The organism is Streptomyces sp. NPDC046939, assembly GCF_040644575.1.
GTDB lineage: Bacteria > Actinomycetota > Actinomycetes > Streptomycetales > Streptomycetaceae > Streptomyces.
Genome location: NZ_JBEYWV010000017.1, coordinates 21,686 through 40,886 on the forward strand (window position 1 = coordinate 21,686; position 19,201 = coordinate 40,886).

13 protein-coding genes are annotated in these 19,201 nt (G+C 70.8%); 8 read left to right on the forward strand and 5 right to left on the reverse strand.

The genetic code is table 11. From position 1 onward, the window contains the following. Positions 1 to 29: 29 nt before the first annotated feature. Positions 30 to 1,166 carry a hypothetical protein gene (locus ABZ877_RS19775; RefSeq protein WP_361072643.1) on the forward strand — a complete coding sequence of 379 codons (1,137 nt, stop codon included), beginning with the start codon at positions 30 to 32 and terminating at the stop codon, positions 1,164 to 1,166. Here the strand turns inward: ABZ877_RS19775 and ABZ877_RS19780 are convergent. Then, entirely contained in the window at positions 1,111 to 2,157 is a 1,047-nt protein-coding gene (locus ABZ877_RS19780; RefSeq protein WP_361072646.1) for a bile acid:sodium symporter family protein, read from the reverse strand. The two genes, ABZ877_RS19775 and ABZ877_RS19780, sit on opposite strands and share 56 nt — an antisense overlap. Positions 2,158 to 2,280: 123 nt before the next feature. Here ABZ877_RS19780 and ABZ877_RS19785 point away from each other — a divergent pair, with 123 nt between their 5' ends. After that, positions 2,281 to 3,156: a LysR substrate-binding domain-containing protein gene (locus tag ABZ877_RS19785; protein WP_361072648.1), complete on the forward strand. Its 876-nt coding sequence runs from the start codon at positions 2,281 to 2,283 to the stop codon at positions 3,154 to 3,156. Between the two features lie 123 nt (positions 3,157 to 3,279). On the opposite strand, the gene ABZ877_RS19790 is transcribed toward ABZ877_RS19785, so the two are convergent. Continuing rightward, positions 3,280 to 4,254 (reverse strand): Lrp/AsnC family transcriptional regulator, encoded by a 975-nt coding sequence (locus ABZ877_RS19790; protein WP_361072651.1) that lies wholly within the window; start codon positions 4,252 to 4,254, stop codon positions 3,280 to 3,282. Between the two features lie 132 nt (positions 4,255 to 4,386). Between ABZ877_RS19790 and ABZ877_RS19795 the strand changes: the two genes are divergently transcribed. The 3 genes from ABZ877_RS19795 to ABZ877_RS19805 all read left to right on the forward strand — a co-directional run bounded on the left by ABZ877_RS19795 (position 4,387) and on the right by ABZ877_RS19805 (position 8,886). Next, positions 4,387 to 5,871: an MFS transporter gene (locus ABZ877_RS19795; RefSeq protein ID WP_361072654.1), complete on the forward strand. Its 1,485-nt coding sequence runs from the start codon at positions 4,387 to 4,389 to the stop codon at positions 5,869 to 5,871. A 224-nt stretch (positions 5,872 to 6,095) separates the two neighbouring features. Further along, positions 6,096 to 7,922: a long-chain fatty acid--CoA ligase gene (locus tag ABZ877_RS19800; protein WP_361072656.1), complete on the forward strand. Its 1,827-nt coding sequence runs from the start codon at positions 6,096 to 6,098 to the stop codon at positions 7,920 to 7,922. Positions 7,923 to 8,013: 91 nt separating this feature from the next. Next, the gene (locus tag ABZ877_RS19805) at positions 8,014 to 8,886 is read left to right on the forward strand and encodes an aldo/keto reductase (protein WP_361072659.1); all 873 of its coding nucleotides are present in this window, start codon (positions 8,014 to 8,016) and stop codon (positions 8,884 to 8,886) included. A 36-nt stretch (positions 8,887 to 8,922) separates the two neighbouring features. Here ABZ877_RS19805 and ABZ877_RS19810 read toward each other — a convergent pair whose 3' ends face one another. Together ABZ877_RS19810 and ABZ877_RS19815 are read right to left on the reverse strand one after the other, a co-directional pair. Then, the gene (locus ABZ877_RS19810; protein WP_361072662.1) at positions 8,923 to 9,834 is read right to left on the reverse strand and encodes a methyltransferase; all 912 of its coding nucleotides are present in this window, start codon (positions 9,832 to 9,834) and stop codon (positions 8,923 to 8,925) included. Between the two features lie 202 nt (positions 9,835 to 10,036). Next, positions 10,037 to 11,770, reverse strand: a complete 1,734-nt coding sequence (locus ABZ877_RS19815; RefSeq protein WP_361072666.1) for a glycoside hydrolase family 6 protein — start codon at positions 11,768 to 11,770, stop codon at positions 10,037 to 10,039. A 497-nt stretch (positions 11,771 to 12,267) separates the two neighbouring features. Between ABZ877_RS19815 and ABZ877_RS19820 the strand changes: the two genes are divergently transcribed. The 3 genes from ABZ877_RS19820 (at position 12,268) to ABZ877_RS19830 (ending at position 18,610) form a co-directional block, all read left to right on the forward strand. After that, positions 12,268 to 15,171, forward strand: coding sequence for a glycoside hydrolase family 48 protein (locus ABZ877_RS19820; protein WP_361072669.1), 2,904 nt, complete (start codon positions 12,268 to 12,270; stop codon positions 15,169 to 15,171). A gap of 107 nt (positions 15,172 to 15,278) precedes the next feature. Continuing rightward, complete coding sequence (locus ABZ877_RS19825; protein WP_361072672.1) at positions 15,279 to 17,942, forward strand: cellulose binding domain-containing protein; 2,664 nt, start codon at positions 15,279 to 15,281, stop codon at positions 17,940 to 17,942. Positions 17,943 to 18,085: 143 nt separating this feature from the next. Further along, complete coding sequence (locus tag ABZ877_RS19830) at positions 18,086 to 18,610, forward strand: hypothetical protein (RefSeq protein ID WP_361072675.1); 525 nt, start codon at positions 18,086 to 18,088, stop codon at positions 18,608 to 18,610. A gap of 40 nt (positions 18,611 to 18,650) precedes the next feature. Here the strand turns inward: ABZ877_RS19830 and ABZ877_RS19835 are convergent, their stop codons facing one another. Continuing rightward, positions 18,651 to 19,127, reverse strand: coding sequence for an SUKH-3 domain-containing protein (locus tag ABZ877_RS19835; protein WP_361072678.1), 477 nt, complete (start codon positions 19,125 to 19,127; stop codon positions 18,651 to 18,653). Positions 19,128 to 19,201: the final 74 nt, after the last annotated feature.

The window sequence follows — 19,201 nt, forward strand, 5'->3', positions numbered from 1 at the left end:
TGGTCCTCGTTCTTGTCTGCGGGTTCGTTGTGTGGATCGCCCTCGTCGACCGTGACGAGGGCGGCTCCTCGTGTGCGGCCCGCGCGGTGGCGTCCTGGGCTCCCGATCCGGCCCTCGACCAGGAGTTCAGCCGCTACGGGAACGACAATTCCCGGGGCGACGACTGGACCGGTGGGGACGGGACGCACTCCGTGGCGCTGCCCGACGGGCGGGTGCTGTGGCTGTTCTCCGACACCTATCTCGGCGCCGTTCACCCACCGCCCAACCCCGCCGGACAGCCCCATTCCTGGCGGGACGCCAACGCGCCGATGGTGCGCAACTCGGCCGTGGTCATGGGGGCGTCGGGGCGGATCGAGCGGACCCTCGCCGCGCCGCTGTTCCCCGACACCGGGGCCGGTGAGTGGCGGTGGCCCGTCGCGGCGCGCGTGGAACCCCGGTCGCCGGGGGCGGACGAGCAGGTCGTACGGGTACTGCTGTGGACGCGGACCGCCGGGACCGGGCCGTACATCTACGGGGTGCCCACCGCCACCGAGGTGGCCACCCTCACCCTGCCCGGCCTGCGGCTCGAATCCGTCACCCAGGTGCTCGACCAGCGGCAGGTGCCCGACCCCGGCCGGCGCGTCCTGTACGGGACGACCATGGTCGACGAGGGGAAGTGGACGTACGTGTTCGGCGGCGACGACGGACAGGCCCCCGTGCGCCGCGCCTACGTGGCCCGGGTCGAGCACGGGCGGCTCGGCTCACCCCGGGACTGGGAGTACTGGGACGGCGAGAGCTGGCGCACCGGGGCGCGGGCGGCGCCCGTACTCGGGGACGGGCGGCGGCGCGGGGTGGGGAGCGCGTTCGGGGTGGTGCGGGACTCGGGGACGTACGTCCTGTTCACGATGGCGGCGGGGACCGCCGGTCTGACCACTGTCACCTCGTACTGGGCCTGCTCCCCCACCGGGCCCTGGCACGGGCCCGCGAAGGGGTTCGCGCCACCGCTGCCGGACGGGACGGTCGCCGCGTACAACCCGCAGGTGCACCAGGCCGTCAGCGGGGGCGGGCGGCTCGTGCTCAGCTATGACGTCAACTGGCTGGACGCCGCGCCCGCCACCGCGCAGGCGCACCTCAGCCGGAACGTGGCGCTGTACCGGCCGCGGTTCGTGACCCTCCGGCTCGGTTGAGCGGCCGCTCGCCGTCCGGCTCCTCCGGGTCCTTCGCGCGGCGCTTGGCGATCACCGCGCACACCATCAACTGCATCTGGTGGAAGAGCATCAGCGGCAGGACCGCGAGCGAGGCGTGCGCGCCGAACAGGACGCTCGCCATCGGCAGGCCCGACGCCAGGGACTTCTTCGAGCCCGCGAACTGGATCGCGATCCGGTCCGCCCGGCCGAAGCCGAGCGCCTTCGCGCCGTACCAGGTCGCGGCCAGCATCACCGCGAGCAGGACGGCCTCGACGCCGAGCAGGCCGATCAGACGGACGGCGCTGACCTGGTGCCAGATGCCCTGGACCATGCCCTCGCTGAACGCCGTGTAGACGACCAGCAGGATCGAGCCACGGTCCACGTACCCGAGGACCTTCTTGTGGCGGGCCAGGAAACCGCCGACCCAGCGGCGCAGCAGTTGCCCCGCGACGAACGGCACGAGCAGTTGCAGCACGATCTTGACGAGGGAGTCGGCGGAGAAGCCGCCCCCGCTGTTGCCGAGCAGCGCCGCCGCGAGCAGCGGGGTGAGGACGATACCGGCGAGGGAGGAGAAGGAGCCCGCGCAGATCGCCGCCGGGACGTTGCCGCGCGCGATGGAGGTGAACGCGATCGAGGACTGGATGGTCGACGGGACGAGGGTGAGGAAGAGCAGGCCCTCGTACAGGTTCTCCGGGAGCAGGGCCGGGACCAGGCCGCGGGCCGCCAGGCCGAGCAGCGGGAACACCACGAACGTACAGGCCAGAACCGTCACGTGCAGGCGCCAGTGGCGCAGGCCGTCCATCGCCTCCCGGGTCGACAGGCGCGCCCCGTAGAGGAAGAAGAGGAAGGCGACCGCCCCGGTCGAGGCGCCCGAGGCGACGTCGGCGGCGGTGCCGCGCGCCGGGAGGAGCGCGGCGACGCCCACCGTCGCGAGCAGCGCGACGATGTACGGGTCGACGGGCAGCCGGCGCGGCCAGTGCAGGCGTTTCATGGGGTCCTTGCTCTCGGTTCGGGTCGTGCCCCCTCATCGTCCTCCCGCACTCCGCGATCGGGAAACACGTATGCCACGTTGACTGTCATCGCGTCGCGTGATGAGCGCGGGTAGGGTCGGAGGATGTACGAACCCGCGCAGTTGCGGACCTTCCTCGCCGTCGCGCAGACATTGAGCTTCACGCAGGCCGCGCGGCGGCTCGGGCTGCGGCAGTCCACCGTCAGTCAGCACGTGCGCAGGCTGGAGGACGCGGCCGGGCGGACCCTGTTCACGCGGGACACGCACTCCGTCGAGCTGACCGAGGACGGGGAGGCGATGCTCGGGTTCGCGCGGCGGATCCTGGAGGTGCACGAGCAGGCCGCCGCGTTCTTCGCCGGGACGCGGCTCAGGGGGCGGTTGCGGTTCGGGGCGTCCGAGGACTTCGTGCTGACGCGGCTCAGCGAGATCCTGGAATCGTTTCGGCACGAGCATCCCGAGGTCGATCTGGAGCTGACCGTCGAACTCTCCGGGACGCTGCACGAGCAGCTCGACGCCGGGAAGCTCGATCTCGTCCTCGCCAAGCGGCGGCCCGAGGACCCGCGCGGGGAGTCCGTGTGGCAGGACCGGATGGTGTGGATCGGCTCCGAGCGGCTGCGGATCGACCCGGAGCGGCCCGTGCCGCTGATCGTCTATCCGCCGCCCGGGATCTCGCGGGCCATGGCCCTGGAGGCGCTGGAGCGGCACGGACGCGCCTGGCGTATCGCCTGTACGAGTGGGTCGCTGAACGGGTTGATCGCGGCGGCGCGGGCGGGGCTCGGGGTGATGGCGCACGCGCGGGGGCTTGTTCCTCCGGGGCTTGTGCGGGTGCCTGAACGGGTGGGGTTGCCGGAGTTGGGGGAGGTCGATTTCGTGGTGCTGCATGGTTCCGCCGGGCGGGGGCGGGATCTCGGGGGGCCCGGGGTGGCGTTGGCGCGGGCGATTCTGGCGGGCGGGGATCGGTTGCATCGGGGGGTTCGGTAGCGGCCTCGCGCCGTTGCGGGTTGCGCTTTCGTTGCCGGGTGTCCGTACGTCGTGGTTGCTCGCGCAGTTCCCCGCGCCCCTGGGGGCGCTGCTCGCGCAGTCCCCGCGCCCCCGCGCGGCGTCTCAGCGGGTCGGGGGTGTGTATGTCAGTTGCTTGATTCTGCGGCTGAACGGGGCCGTTTCCACGTGTTCCACCCCCTCCAGGTGGCCCAGTTTTCCGCTGACGTAGGCGTAGAGGTCCGCCGTGTCGCGGGCCACCGCTGTGACCACGATGTTCGACGGGCCCGCTGTCGCCGCCGCGTAGGCGATCTCCTGGTGGTCGGCGAGGGCCTGGCCGACCGTGTGGAGGTGGCGCGGGGACGCCGTGATCCAGAGGACGGCGGCCAGGGCGTAGCCGAGGCGGGTCGTGTCGTACTCGATGTCGATGTAGAAGGCGCCGGAGGCGAGGAGCTGGGCCAGGCGGCGTTTGACGGCGGACTCCGACATGCCGGTGGCGCGCTGGAGTTCGGGGTAGGTGGCGCGGCCGTCCTTCTTGAGGGCGGCGAGGAGCGGGGCGTCCGCCGGGCCCGGCAGCGCCGGTTCGGCGGTGGAGGGCGGCGGCCGGAGCGCCTCGGCCTGGGCCGGGGTGAGCAGGCCGTGTTTGCGAAGCCAGCCCTCGGGGCCGCCGAAGTAGCGGTGCAGCAATTGCAGGGCCCGGATCTCGACGATGTGCGGGGTGCGCGGGAGTTTGCCGAGGAGCAGGTCGTCGTGGTCGCCGGGGGTGCGGGGCACGGTGATGCAGACCACCTCGGTGCCGCCCGAGGTGAGGCCGATCCACGCCGTGTCGGGGCGGCGGGCCAGCGCGGCGGAGATGGTCTCGGCGCCTTCCGGTGCGCAGCGCAGGCGCAGCATCCAGGTGTCGTGGCCGAGCAGCTGGCTGTCCTGGAGGCCGACGACGCGCAGGCCGCCGCTGGTGACGAGTTTGCGGTAGCGGCGGGCGACGGTCTGGTCGGAGACGCCGACGACCTCGGCGATCCGGCTGAAGGGGGCGCGTCCGTCGATCTCCAGGGCTTGGAGGATCTTCAGCTCCAGCTCGTCGAACGTGGGGGAAAGCTGCAAGGTCCCGGCCTTTGTGTCGGTTTCCGTCGGATCAGGGCGGTCCGTCATCGGTTTCGGCCGCCGTGGGCTCATCGTACGGAGGCCGGTCGCAGGGGCCGGCGTGGATGAGATGAGAAAGGCGAGGGCCGACGTATGCGTACATGGGGGACCTTGACCGCGGTCTGCCTGGGGACGTTCATGCTGCTGCTGGACGTGACCATTGCCGTGGTGGCGCTGCCGGACATGGCGGGCGCGCTGCACGCCTCGTTGAGCGATCTTCAGTGGGTGATGGACGGATACGCGCTGGCGCTGGCCGCGCTGCTGCTCGGGCTCGGGGCCGCGGCGGACATCCTGGGGCGGCGCCGGGTGCATGTGGTGGGGGTGGTCGTGTTCGCGGTCGCCTCGCTGGTGTGCGGGTTCGCGGGCGGGCCGGAGACGCTCGTCGCGGCGCGGGTCGTGCAGGGCGTGGGCGGCGCGGCGATGTTCGCGACGACGCTGCCGCTCCTCGGCTCCGTCTACCAGGGGCGGCAGCGCTCGGTGGCGCTCGGGGTGTTCGGCGCGGTGAGCGGGGGCGCGGCCGCGATCGGTCCGGTGCTCGGCGGGCTGCTGACCGAGGGGCCGGGGTGGCGGTGGATCTTCTGGGTCAATCTGCCGGTGAGCGTGGCCGCCGTGTGGCTGACGCTGCGGGCGGTGCCGGAGTCGCGCGGGCCGCGCGGGCGCCGGATCGACTGGGCCGGGACCGCCGCGTTCGCGGCGTTCGCGGGCGCGGCGACGTACGGCGTGATCCGGGCCGGTGAGCGGGGCTGGGGCGAGCGGGGCGCGCTCGTCGCGCTGGCCGTGGCGGCGGTCGCGCTGGTGGCGTTCGTGGTGGTGGAGCGGCTCTCGGCGCATCCGATGCTGGATCTGGCGCTGTTGCGCAGGCCCGCGTTCGTCGGGGTGATGGTGGGCGCGTTCGCGTTCAACGGGGCGGCGTTCGGTGTGCTGCCGTACACCTCGCTGTGGTTGCAGACGCTCCTCGGGATGGACGCGGTCCACGGTGGTCTGGTCTTCGTGGCGCTGTCGGGGACGTCGATGGTGGTGGCGATCGCCGGCGGGAAGCTCCTGCACGGGGTGCCCGCGCGGATCACGGTCGGCGGCGGGCTCGTGCTCATCGGGGTCGGTCTGGGCTGTCAGGCGGTGCTCGACGCCGGGTCGGCGTGGACCGCGCTGGTGCCGGGGCTGCTCGTCACCGGCGTCGGGGTCGGGCTCGTGTCGCCGGGGATCGCGGGCGCCGCGCTCGCGACGGTCGAACCGGCGCGGGCCGGTATGGCGGGCGGCTCGCTCAACACCTTCCGCCAGCTCGGGTACGCGCTCGGCATCGCCGTCCTCGGCACCGTGGTGATCTCCCGGATGCAGGACACGCTGGAGCGCGAGGCCGCGCACGCGCTCGCGGGCGGTGGCGCTCAGGGGCTGCGCGGCCAGGTTCCGGAGGGCACGCTGCGGACCGCTTTCGCCGAGGGTCTGAACTCCGCGTCGCTGCTCGCCGGTTGTGTGGCGGTCGTCGCGGGGCTCGTGGTCCTGGTGCTGGTACGGTCGCCCCGGACACCCGTAGTGGAACCGACCGCTCCGCACAAAGAGGCGCTCGGCACGCCCCGGTGACCTCTCCGTACAGATTCCGTGGAGAGTGGTGAAGAGGGCCGGGAGATTACGCCACCGGAACTTACTCGGGCGTAAGAATTCTGTCCCGGCCCTTCCTTTGTGGCCGCATTTACCCGGCTGACCTGTGCATATTCCATGTGCACCCGGCACCTTGCCACCCCTCCCGCCGGGGGCCGCGGTCGGGTACCGTCACCGACCTGTGCGGAGCGCCACAAGGAGCAACTTTGCGCGAGTTCACCAACCCCGCTCTGGCGACGGCGCCGCCGGTGGGCGGCCTGGCCGACGCCGTCTTCGACCACGCCCTGGAGGACCCCGCCCGCATCGCGTTCGGCCGCAAGGACAAGGAAGGCCGGTGGCACGACGTCACCGCGGGCCGGTTCCGCGACGAGGTGCTCGCCCTCGCCAAGGGGCTGCTCGCGCAGGGCATCCGGTTCGGCGACCGCGTCGCGATCATGGCCCCCACGCGGTACGAGTGGACGCTGTTCGACTTCGCGCTGTGGACCGTCGGCGCGCAGGTGGTCCCGATCTACCCGACCTCCTCCGCCGAGCAGGTCTTCTGGATGCTCTACGACGCCCAGGTCACGGCGGCCGTGGTGGAGCACGAGGACCACGCGATGACCATCGCCACCGTCATCGACAAGCTGCCGCACCTGCGGCGCCTGTGGCAGCTCGACGCCGACGCGGTCGGCGAGGTGTCGGCCTCCGGCGCCCACCTCGACGACGAGACGGTCCACCGCCACCGCCGCGCGGTCACCCCGGACTCCACCGCCACCGTCATCTACACCTCCGGCACGACCGGCCGCCCCAAGGGCTGTGTGATCTCGCACGCCAACTTCATGTTCGAGGCGGACACCATGGTCGCCCGCTGGGAGCCGGTCTTCGCCTCCAAGCGCGACAGCGAGGCCTCCACCCTCCTCTTCCTGCCGCTGGCGCACGTCTTCGGGCGGATGGTGCAGATCGCCGCCGTGCGCGGCGGCGTGAAGATGGGGCACCAGCCGCGCCTGAACGCGGCGGCCCTGCTCCCCGACCTCCAGGCGTTCCGGCCCACCTTCATCCTCGCGGTGCCCTACATCTTCGAGAAGGTCTTCAACGCCGCCCGCAGGAAAGCGGAGAAGGAGGGCAAGTCGGCCGCGTTCGACAAGGCCGTGGAGTGCGCCGTGAAGTACGCGGACGCCCTGGAGGCCAAGGCGTTCGGCACCGGGCCGGGGCCGTCCGCGTCCCTGCGCATGCAGCACTCCCTCTTCGACAAGCTCGTCTACTCCAAGGTGCGCGAGGCGATGGGCGGCCGGGTCCGCCAGGCCATGTCCGGCGGCTCCGGCATGGACCGGCGCCTCGGCCTGTTCTTCGCGGGCGCGGGCGTCGCGATCTACGAGGGCTACGGGCTGACCGAGTCGACCGCCGCCGCGGCCGCGAACCCGCCGGAGCAGACCCGCTACGGCACGGTCGGCAAGGCCATCCCCGGCACCACGGTGCACATCGCGGACGACGGCGAGATATGGCTGCACGGCCCCAACATCTTCCAGGGCTACCTCAACGACCCCAAGGCGACCGACGCCGCGCTGCACGACGGCTGGCTCGCCACCGGTGACCTGGGCTCCCTCGACGACGACGGCTACCTCACCATCACCGGCCGCAAGAAGGAGATCATCGTCACCTCCGGCGGCAAGAGCGTCTCGCCGCAGCAGCTGGAGGAGCGGGTCCGCGACCATCCCCTGGTCGCGCAGTGCATCGTCGTCGGCAACGACCGGCCCTACATCGCCGCGCTCGTCACCCTCGACGCCGAGGCCGTCGAGCACTGGCTCGGCATGCGCGGCAAGCAGCTCATGACCCCGGCCGAGCTGGTCCGCGACGGGGACGTGGAGATGGAGGTGCGGCGCGCCGTGGTCGCCGCGAACACGCTCGTCTCCCAGGCGGAGTCGATCCGTACGTTCCGGATCCTCGCCCACCCCTTCACCGAGGAGCACGGACTCCTCACCCCCTCGCTCAAGCTGAAGCGGAAGTCCATCGAGGCGGCGTACGCGGCGGAGGTCGACGCCCTCTACCGCGGATGAGCGCGGTGATCCACGCCGTCGAACGGGTAGGAGAGGGCTGCCCCGTACCTTCCCGGTCAACGGAATGCGCCCGCGTCCGCGATCGTTGATCATGGGGAGTACCAACCGACGACTTAAGGATCGACACCTCGTGAGCAAGGTCCCCCCGATCATCCTGAACAACGGCGTCGAGATGCCGCAGCTCGGCTTCGGCGTGTGGCAGGTGCCGGACGACGAGGCCGAGAAGGCCGTCTCGACCGCCCTGGAGGCCGGGTACCGCAGCATCGACACCGCGGCGATCTACGGCAATGAGGAGGGGACGGGGCGCGCGATCGCCGCGTCCGGCATCAGCCGCGACGAGCTCTTCGTCACGACCAAGCTCTGGAACTCCGAGCAGGGCTACGACTCCACGCTGCGCGCCTTCGACACCTCGCTGCAAAAGCTGGGCCTCGACCACGTGGACCTGTACCTGATCCACTGGCCGCTCCCGTCCAAGGACCTGTACGTGGAGACGTTCAAGGCGTTCGAGAAGATCTACGAGGACGGGCGCGCCCGCGCGATCGGCGTCTCCAACTTCCTGCCCGAGCACCTGGAGAGGCTGACCGCCGAGACCTCGGTCGTCCCCGCCGTCAACCAGATCGAGCTCCACCCCCACCTCCAGCAGCACGTCTCCCGTGAGATCCACGCGGAGCTGGGCATCGCGACCGAGGCGTGGTCGCCGCTCGGCCAGGGCAAGGGCCTCCTGGAGGTCCCGGCGATCGTGGCGATCGCGCGGAAGCACGGCCGTACGCCCGCGCAGGTCGTCCTGCGCTGGCACGTCCAGCTCGGCAATATCGTCATCCCGAAGTCCGTGACGCCGTCGCGGATCAAGGAGAACATCGACGTGTTCGACTTCGAGCTGGACACCGAGGACCTCGGCGCGATCAGCGCGCTCAACGAGGACCGGCGGCTCGGCGCGGACCCGGCCGAGTTCGACCTGGTCTGACCCGCGCCGCCTTACCGGCCGAACGCAGACAGGTGCTCAGGCCCGTACCGCCATGTGCACGGTCTGCGCCGCGAGCAGGAAGACGTCGTCGCGCCGGTACAGGCTCCGCGGGTCGTCGGGGTCGACGAGGCGGGCGAGGACCTCGGCGTCGTCGTCCGCCATGCTGCCCGGGAAGGTGTCCGCGCGGCGCTTCCACAGGTCGATGACGAACGCGCGGGCATTGTCGTCGAGCGGCGCGGGCAGGTCGAGCAGGAAGGTGCGGCTGGCCGCGCCGGTCAGGCCCGCGTCGCTCAGCAGCGCCGTCCAGTTGTCCACGTCCCGCTTGGCGCCGGGCAGCTCCGCGCGCATCTGAGCGAACCACTCCTCCTCCAGGGCGTCGGCGCGGGCTTGCAGGCCGGGCCGGCCGAGGCCGAAGTCGCGCGGCAGACAGCGCCACGGCAGGCCGCCCTCGACCAGCGCGAGGGTGCCGCCCGGCGCGAGCCGGTCCGCGAGCGCGGCGACCGCGGCCCGCTGGTCCCCGACATGGTGCAGCGAACGGGCCGCCCAGATGAGGTCGGCCGTCGGCAACTCGGCGCTCGGCTGCGGGAGTTCGACACGCAGGGTGGTCAGCCGGTCGGCGAGCCCGGCCTCCGCCGCCCGTTCGGCGGCGCGCGCGAGCAGCGCCTCCTCCGGGTCGGCGGCGACGACACGGGCCCCGGGGAAGGCGGCGGCCACCTGGAGCGCGACGGCGCCCGGACCGCTGCCCGCGTCGACGATCACCTCCGTCCCACCGGGCCGGGAGGCGCGCAGCCAGTCAAGGGCCTGCGTGTAGAGGGGGGTGTGCACCTGGGCGTTGCGCTCCAGGTGCGGGATCATCTCGACCCAATCCGGGTGGGTGTGGTGCGCCCCGCCGTGCCGCGCGTGACCCCCGTGGTCCGTGTGTCCCTGCTGGTGGTGGCCGTGTGCCATGCGTGCTCGCCGCCCTTCGTGCTGCCTTCGCGTGCGCCTCCACCGTGTGCGGACACCTGGCGTGCGGGCAAGCCGGTTTGCCGGTCGCGCAAGAAATTTCGGGCGGAGGGGGCGAGCGGGGCAAGAACGGCGTGGGCGAGCGGGGGCCCGCCGGGCCCCGGGTCCTGGTGTCCCGGGGCCCGGCGGGCCGGGTCGGCGCGCCTTACAGCGCGGGGTAGGCGTTCTTCATCAGCTCCTGGAACTGGGCGGAGAACCACTTCCCGGAGAGCGGCGCGTTGGGCAGCGCCCCGGACATGTTGTTGTTGTTGCGCGGGTTGCCCGTGTACGTCGGGTCGCACATGCGGTCGAAGCCCTTGCCCTCGTCGTTGTCGATGGCGGTGCTCGAACCGTCGGACTCACCCGGCGGCTTCATCCACACGTAGGCGTCGATCCCGGGGGCCGGGTTGGCCTTCGGGCGTTCACCGAGGCCGGCCCCGGCCTGGTTGCACCAGTTGCCGAGGTGGATGCGGCGGTCGATGCGGCCGCCGTCGACGTAGGTGTCGACGGTGGTCTTCGCGCCCGGTCCGGCGGGCCGGGCCGCGCCGCCCCAGCCGTTGCGGGAGGTGTCGATCAGCATGCCGAGGTTCTTGTCGAAGCCGAGCGAGATGAGCTTCTCGCGCATGGCCTGGGCGTAGGACAGCTCGTCGGTGTAACGGTTCCAGTCGACCCACTTGGACTGGCGGACCGAGACGCCGTTGACGGAGTCGTCGATGGAGAAGTTGGTCTCCTTCAGGGCGCTGTAGTTGGCCGTGTTCACGATGAAGCCGTGGACGTCGGACAGCTTCGCGCCGTTGCTGGTGGCGGTCGTCTTGAAGAGTTCCGCGGAGGGGCCGAAGTTGTCGTCCCAGCCCAGCCAGCCGTGGTGGCCGGCGTCGATGTAGTTGTAGACGTTGGGGATGTCGCCCAGCTTGTCGAGGGCGTAGCCGACGCCCTTCTGGTAGTTGCCGTTGGCCTTCATCACGTCGCAGTTGGGCGTGGCGGTCGGGCGCCCGCTGACGTTGGTGACGAGGTTGGGCAGCGAGTCGATCTCGATGGTGGTGACGATGCGCAGGCTCGCGTACTTGGGGTCGGCGAGGATCTTGGCGATCGGGTCGATGAACTCGCTCTTGTACCGGTCGATGTCGTTCGGGCCCAGCTCGCCGTTGGAGGCGAGGGCCGAGCAGTCACGGCCCGGGAGGTCGTAGACGACGAACTGGACGACTTCCTCGCCGCTGCCCTTCTGGGCGAGGGCCGCGTCGAGGTGGTCGCGCACGCCCATGCCGCCGTTCGCGCCGTTGATCGCGGCGATGCGGTCGAGCCAGACACCGGTCGGCTGGTTGGAGACCCTGGTCCCGCCGGGTTCGGCGGCGGCATGCGCGGACCACTCCGGGTTCACGTACACCTTGGCGCCGGCGTACGGGTTGTCGACGCGGCCCGACGGGGTGCCGGGATCGCCCGGGTCCCCCGGGTCGCCGGGGTCGGTGGCGCCGTTGCAGGTGACGCCGTTCAGCTTGAACGTGGTGGGCAGCGCGTTGGTGCCGCTGTAGGTGGCGTTGAAGCCGAAGGAGGCGGAGGCGCCGGTGGCCAGGGAGCCGTTGTAGGACAGGCTCTTGGCGCTGACGGCGGCGCCGGACTGGGAGATGTTCGCGTTCCAGCCGCTGGTGACCTTCTGGTTCCCGGCGTAGGACCAGGTCACGTCCCAACTGCTGACCGCGGCGCCGTTGTTGGTGACGGTGACGGCGGTGGTGAAGCCGCTGTCCCACTGGTTCTGCACCTTGTAGTCGACGCTGCAGCCCGCGGCCGCGGCCCCTACGGCGACATCGGCGGGCGCCGCGACGGCGCTGCCCGCGCAGGCGGCGCCGGTGAGGGCGAGAGCGGTGAGCACGGCGGTACCGGCTCGCGATCTGATACGGCTCATGGTGTGCGGTGTCCCTTTCCGGGGGGGTGGGGTGGTGCGGATCGGGTACGGCCCTGGTCGCGGACGGGCCACGGGTGATCGCCGTGGGCCCGGGTGAAGGTTGCCGCGGGGCGCGCGAAAGGTTGCCGGGGATCCGGCGGCGGCTCGGTTCAGCGCGCCCGGGCAGGGGCGCGGGCGCCGCGGACGCGGCGGTGACGGGGGTGGCGCATGAGCGACTCCTCGCAGCTCGGTCACGACCGGCACAGGCCGGCGCGACGACTGATGGAACCGCTCCCACTGGTTGCTGGAGGACTGTAGAGAAGGAACTGCCGTCAAGCAACAGAGGAGTTGCGAATTCTTGCTGTCGAACCAATTCGACTCTTCAAGCCTCTTGACCCCCAATTGCCGCGTCCCCATTCTTGGGAGCGCTCCCACTGGTTCACAGGTTGTGACACCCACATCACGGCCGCACCTCTTTGACCCCCCGCATCCCCCGAACCGCAAGGAGGAACCAGCCCATGCCCATCAGACGGGCCCGGCGGCTGTGGACCGCTGTCGCGGCCACCCTGGCACTACCGCTCGCCACCCTTGTCGCACTCCCAACGACCGCCGACGCGGCGGCAGTTGCGTGCAGCGTGGACTACAAGGCCAACGACTGGGGCTCCGGCTTCACCGCCGAGCTGACGATCACCAACCGCGGCAGCGACGCGATCGACGGCTGGACCCTGACCTACAGCTACGCGGGCAATCAGAAACTGGCCAACGGCTGGAACGCCACGTGGTCGCAGTCCGGAAAAACGATCACCGCGAAGAGCCTTTCGTACAATTCCAAGATCGCGGCAGGTGCCGCCACCAGCGCGGGCGCGCAATTCACCTACAGCGGCACGAATTCCGCCCCGACCGATTTCGCGATCAACGGCACGACCTGCGCGGGCGCCCACCAGCCACCGGTCACCGTGCTCACGAGCCCGAAGGCGGGCGCGGTGTACTCGGCGGGCGACGCCGTCCCGCTCGCCGCGACCGCGGCCGCCGCCGACGGGGCGAGCATCGGCAAGGTCGAGTTCTACGACGACACGACGCTCCTCGGCACGGACACCACCGCGCCGTACGAGCTGTCCACGTCGAACCTCGCCTCCGGCACGCACTCCCTGTACGCGAAGGCGTACGACAGCACGGGCGCGTCCGGTGAGTCGACGCCGGTCGGCATCACGGTCGCGGCGGGCCCCGCCGTGGTCGCCTCGCCGTCCCAACTCGGCATCCAGCAAGGCAAGTCGGGCACGTTCGACGTCAAGCTGTCGACGCAGCCCGCGTCGAACGTCACGGTCACGACGGCCCGCGCGAGCGGCAACACCGGCCTGTCCGTCTCCTCCGGCGCGAGCCTGACCTTCACCCCGTCGAACTGGAACACGGCGCAGAAGGTGACCATCGCGGCGGACTCCTCCGGCACGGGCGCGGCCACGTTCTCCGTGAGCGCGCCGGGCCACACCAAGGCGACGGTCACGGTGACACAGCTCGCCGCCTCCAAGACGTACGACGCCCGCTTCCTCGACCTGTACGGGAAGATCACCAACCCGGCGAACGGCTACTTCTCGCCGGAGGGCATCCCGTACCACTCGGTGGAGACGCTGATCGTCGAGGCGCCCGACCACGGCCACGAGACGACGTCGGAGGCGTACAGCTACCTGCTGTGGCTCCAGGCGATGTACGGCAAGGTCAGCGGCGACTGGTCGAAGTTCAACGGGGCGTGGGGCCTCATGGAGAAGTACATGATCCCCACGCACGCGGACCAGCCGACGAACTCGTTCTACAACGCCTCCAAGCCCGCCACCTACGCGCCCGAGCACGATCTGCCGTCCCAGTACCCGGCGAGGCTCGACCCGTCGGTCCCGGTCGGCAGCGACCCGATCGCGGGTGAGCTGAAGAGCGCGTACGGCACGGACGACGTCTACGGCATGCACTGGCTCCAGGACGTCGACAACGTCTACGGCTACGGCAACGAGCCCGGCAAGTGCGAGGCGGGCCCGACCGCGACAGGGCCGTCCTACATCAACACCTTCCAGCGCGGCGCGCAGGAGTCGGTGTGGGAGACGGTGCCGCAGCCGACGTGCGACCAGTTCAAGTACGGCGGCAAGAACGGCTACATGGACCTGTTCACCGGTGACTCCTCGTACGCCAAGCAGTGGAAGTTCACCAACGCCCCGGACGCCGACGCCCGCGCCGTGCAGGCCGCGTACTGGGCCGATGTGTGGGCCAAGCAGCAGGGCAAGGGCTCGGACGTCTCCGCGACCGTCGGCAAGGCCGCCAAGATGGGCGACTACCTGCGGTACTCGATGTACGACAAGTACTTCAAGAAGATCGGGAACTGCACCGGTCCTTCCACCTGCCCGGCCGGCTCCGGCAAGGACGCCTCGCACTACCTGATGTCCTGGTACTACGCGTGGGGCGGTGCCACCGATACCTCGGCGGGCTGGGCCTGGCGCATCGGCTCCAGCCACACGCACGGCGGCTACCAGAACCCGCTCGCCGCGTACGCCCTCTCCTCCGTCGCCGACCTGAAGCCGAAGTCGGCCACGGGCCAGGCGGACTGGGCCAAGTCCCTCGACCGGCAACTGGAGTTCTACCGCTGGCTCCAGTCCGACGAGGGCGCCATCGCGGGCGGCGCGACCAACAGCTGGGGCGGCAGCTACAGCACCCCGCCGTCCGGCACGCCCACCTTCTACGGCATGTACTACGACGAGGCGCCGGTCTACCACGACCCGCCGTCGAACCAGTGGTTCGGCTTCCAGGCGTGGTCGATGGAGCGCGTCGCCGAGTACTACCAGCAGACGGGCGACGCCGACGCGAAGGTCGTCCTGGACAAGTGGGTGAAGTGGGCCCTGTCCAAGACGACCGTCAACCCCGACGGCACCTTCCGCATCCCCTCCACGCTCCAGTGGTCGGGCAAGCCGGACACCTGGAACGCGTCGAGCCCCGGCGCCAACTCCGATCTCCACGTCACCGTCGCCGACTACACGAACGACGTCGGTGTCGCGGCGGCCTACGCCAAGACCCTGACCTACTACGCCGCCAAGTCCGGTGACACGCAGGCCAAGTCAGTCGCGAAGGCGCTGCTCGACGGCATGTGGGCGAACAACCAGGACGCCCTCGGCATCGCCGTGCCGGAGACCCGGGCCGACTACAGCCGGTTCGGCGACCCGGTCTACGTGCCGAGCGGCTGGACCGGCACGATGCCGAACGGGGACAAGATCGACTCCTCGTCGACCTTCACCTCACTGCGCTCCTTCTACAAGAACGACCCGAACTGGTCGAAGGTCGAGGCGTACCTCGCGGGCGGCGCGGCGCCGACCTTCACGTACCACCGGTTCTGGGCCCAGGCGGACATCGCGCTCGCCATGGGCTCCTACGCGGAGCTGCTCGAATAGACGCCCCGCCGGCGACGGCTCCGCGTAGTTCGGGCCGGGCGGACCCCACCCGGGGTTCGCCCGGCCCTCCCCCTGTTCCCCCTCTTGCTCCTCTTCCTGGAGACCTCATGCGCAGACCCTGCTTGCCCTGGGCAGGCGTGCTCGCTCTCGTGGCGGGCCTGTTGACGACAGGCGCGGCGACGGCGACGGCGGCCGAACCGTCGCCCGCGCCCCGCACCTCCGTGGCCGCCGACACCTACACCTGGAAGAACGCCCGGATCGACGGCGGCGGCTTCGTCCCCGGCATCGTCTTCAACCGCTCCGAGAAGAACCTCGCCTACGCCCGGACCGACATCGGCGGCGCCTACCGCTGGGAGCAGGCCACGAAGTCCTGGACCCCGCTGCTCGACTCCGTCGGCTGGGACGATTGGGGCCACACGGGCGTCGCCTCGATCGCGTCGGACTCCGTGGATCCGGACAAGGTGTACGCGGCGGTCGGCACGTACACCAACGACTGGGACCCGGGCAACGGCGCGATCCTGCGCTCCGCCGACCGGGGCGCCACCTGGAAGAAGACGGACCTGCCCTTCAAGCTCGGCGGCAACATGCCCGGCCGCGGCATGGGCGAGCGGCTCGCGATCGACCCGCACGACAACAAGGTCCTGTACCTGGGCGCGCCGAGCGGCAAGGGACTGTGGCGCTCGACGGACGCGGGCGTGACATGGTCGCAGGTCACGGCGTTCCCGAACCCCGGCACGTACCGGCAGGACCCGTCCGACACGACGGGGTACGCCTCCGACATCCAGGGCGTGGTCTGGGTGACCTTCGACGAGTCGACGGGCACGGGCACGTCCCCGACGCGGACGATCTACGCGGGCGTCGCCGACAAGGAGAACTCCGTCTACCGTTCGACGGACGCGGGCGCGACCTGGCAGCGCGTCGCGGGCCAGCCCACGGGTCACCTCCCGCACAAGGGTGTCCTGGACGCGGAGAACGGCTACCTCTACCTCGCGTACAGCGACACGGGCGGCCCGTACGACGGCGCGAAGGGCCAGGTCTGGCGGTACGCGACCAAGACCGGCGAGTGGAAGGACATCAGCCCGGTCGCGGAGGCGGACACGTACTACGGCTTCAGCGGTCTGACACTCGACCGGCAGCACCCCGGCACGGTCATGGTCTCCGGGTACAGCTCCTGGTGGCCGGACACGCTGATCTTCCGCTCGACGGACAGCGGCGGTACGTGGACGAGGGCATGGGACTACACCTCGTACCCCGACCGGGCGAACCGCTACACGATGGACGTCTCCTCCGTGCCGTGGCTGACCTGGGGCGCGAACCCGACGCCGCCCGAGCAGACACCGAAGCTCGGCTGGATGACCGAGGCCCTGGAGATCGACCCGTTCGACTCGGACCGGATGATGTACGGGACGGGCGCGACGATCTACGGGACGGAGAACCTCGGCGCCTGGGACACGGCCGGCACCGGGTCCAAGGTGATCATCAAGCCGATGGTGAAGGGCCTGGAGGAGACGGCCGTCAACGATCTGGCCTCCCCGCCCTCCGGCGCGCCGCTGCTCAGCGCGCTCGGCGACGTCGGCGGCTTCCGCCACACGGACCTGACGAAGGTCCCGCCGATGATGTTCACGAGCCCGAACTTCACGACGACGACCAGTCTGGACTTCGCGGAGTCGAAGCCCGACGCGGTGGTGCGCGCCGGCAACGCCGACTCGGGCGCGCACATCGCCTTCTCCTCCGACAACGGGGCGAACTGGTACGCGGGGACCGACCCGTCCGGCGTCACGGGCGGCGGCACGGTCGCCGTGTCGGCGGACGGCGGGCGGTACGTGTGGAGCCCTGAAGGCGCGGGGGTGCAAACGGGTTCGGGGTCGTCGTGGACGGCGTCGAGCGGAGTCCCGGCCGGGGCGCTGGTGGAATCGGACCGCACGGACCCGAAGACCTTCTACGCGTACAAGTCAGGCACGTTCTACGCGAGTTCGGACGGCGGGGCGACGTTCACGGCGAAGGCGTCGAGCGGGCTGCCGGCGGACGGGCCGGTCCGGTTCAAGGCGGTGCCGGGGGCGAAGGGGGACATCTGGCTCGCGGGTGGTTCGACGCAGGGCGCGTACGGGCTGTGGCACTCGAAGGACGGCGGCGCGACCTTCACGAAGCTGTCCAACGTCGACCAGGCCGACACGATCGGCTTCGGCAAGGCGGCGCCGGGCGCGAACTACCAAACCCTCTTCACCAGTGCGAAGATCGGCGGCGTCCGCGGCATCTTCCGCTCCACGGACGCGGGCGCGACCTGGACCCGGATCAACGACGACGCCCACCAGTGGGGCTGGACCGGCGCGGCGATCACGGGTGACCCGCGGGTCTACGGCCGGGTGTACGTCGCGACGAACGGGCGGGGCGTGATCTACGGCGACACGTCGAGCACCCCGCCGGACCCGGGCGACGGGGGCTCCGGGGACACCTCCTGCAAGGTCACGTACAAGGTCACCAACGAGTGGCCCGGCGGCTTCCAGGCGGACGTGACACTGACGAACACGAGCACGGCGCCCTGGGACGGCTGGTCCCTGACCTGGTCCTTCCCCGACGGCCAGAAGCTGACGCAGGCGTGGAACGCGGAGGCGAGCCAGTCCGGGTCGACGGTGACGGCCAAGAACCTCGCCTGGAACGGAAAACTGGCCCCGGGCAGCTCGGCGGCCTTCGGCTTCACGGGCTTCCGGGCTTCGGGGAACGGGGTGCCGGGGGCGTTCTCGGTGGGCGGGAAGGGGTGTGCGAAGGGCTGACGCGGGGAGCGGGCGCGTGACCGGGCGGACATCCTCCGATGTCCGCCCGGTCACGAATATGACACTGGTTCTTCACGCTACCTTCACTTGCAGGCCGTCGGCGCCGTACGCTCCCTCCCTCAGCAGCGGCTCAGGGGGACGCCATGACCAATCCGTACACACCCGCACCTTCGCCGAGACCAGCCACCCGGCCCGGACCCAAGTGGGCGCGCAAGCGCGTCGTGCTGCCCGCGATCGGGATCGCGTTCGCCGTGGGAGCGGGTGCCGGTGCCGCCGGCGGCGACGGTGGCGACAGCGGTAGCAGCAAGGTGGAGTCGAGCCAGGTCCGGCCGACCACCACCGTCACGGCGACGACGACGGCAACAGCGACAGCGACGGCCACCGCTTCCCCCGAAGCGGCTCCGACGGTGACGGTGACCACCACGAAGACGGCCAAGGTCAAGGTCACTGTCACCGCGAAGCCCCGCTCGGGCTCCGGTACCACGAGCAACGGCACCGGCGGCGGAACCACGTCCGGCACCTGCTCCATCACCTCGAACGCGGGCAACTGCTACGCGGCCGGCCAGTACTGCCGCAACAGCGACCACGGCGCCTCCACGACCACCGCGGCCGGAACGGCGATCACCTGCCGGTACAGCGGCAGCGCCTGGCGCTGGACCAGCGGCTGAGGGGCGGCACCAGCATGGACGGGCGGCCATCGGTACGTGCTCAGGCGTAGTAGTTCTCCGCGGACTCAAGTGGATAACCCCGCGAATAACTCATCAGCGCCGAGTACTTCTCCTCGCCGAGGTAGTACTCACCGCTGCTGTGCACATAGAAGAATCGCCCCGCCTCATCGATCAGGACCGTCGCGGCGTCATACAAGTCGTGTGCGACGGGAAACACCTTCTGGCCGAGTCCGTCGGCGAGTTCCTGGACGTCCTCGGCCGCGCCCGTGTACGTGAGAAGCGGCTCGAAGAACAGCATGTCCTTGGGCTTCTCGTTGACGGGCAACTCCAGACCGACGTGCTCACGGATGAACTCAAGGGCGGGGTCGATGATCTCAAGACCGCCCCCGTCGTCGTGGAACGCCGCCAGAACGGACTCGATCTTCGTAGCGGCGAGTTCGTCGCATCGACGCCCCGGATACCATCCGGCGCTCCCCAGCCAGGCATCGACCTGCGCGGCCGACCGCAGTACACGCACAGTTCTCGTCCTCCTTCCAGGTCTGAACCGGAACAGCCGTCCCTGTACAGGTTGCGACAGAAGCGGGCTCAGAG

What these genes read in the sequence shown, in the direction of transcription:
- ABZ877_RS19780 (WP_361072646.1), bottom strand. Translation starts at nt 2,157, where the DNA reads ATGAAACGCCTGCACTGGCCGCGCCGGCTGCCCGTCGACCCGTACATC.
- ABZ877_RS19785 (WP_361072648.1), top strand. Translation starts at nt 2,281, where the DNA reads ATGTACGAACCCGCGCAGTTGCGGACCTTCCTCGCCGTCGCGCAGACA.
- ABZ877_RS19795 (WP_361072654.1), top strand. Translation starts at nt 4,387, where the DNA reads ATGCGTACATGGGGGACCTTGACCGCGGTCTGCCTGGGGACGTTCATG.
- ABZ877_RS19805 (WP_361072659.1), top strand. Translation starts at nt 8,014, where the DNA reads ATGGGGAGTACCAACCGACGACTTAAGGATCGACACCTCGTGAGCAAG.
- ABZ877_RS19810 (WP_361072662.1), bottom strand. Translation starts at nt 9,834, where the DNA reads ATGGCACACGGCCACCACCAGCAGGGACACACGGACCACGGGGGTCAC.
- ABZ877_RS19815 (WP_361072666.1), bottom strand. Translation starts at nt 11,770, where the DNA reads ATGAGCCGTATCAGATCGCGAGCCGGTACCGCCGTGCTCACCGCTCTC.
- ABZ877_RS19820 (WP_361072669.1), top strand. Translation starts at nt 12,268, where the DNA reads ATGCCCATCAGACGGGCCCGGCGGCTGTGGACCGCTGTCGCGGCCACC.
- ABZ877_RS19825 (WP_361072672.1), top strand. Translation starts at nt 15,279, where the DNA reads ATGCGCAGACCCTGCTTGCCCTGGGCAGGCGTGCTCGCTCTCGTGGCG.
- ABZ877_RS19830 (WP_361072675.1), top strand. Translation starts at nt 18,086, where the DNA reads ATGACCAATCCGTACACACCCGCACCTTCGCCGAGACCAGCCACCCGG.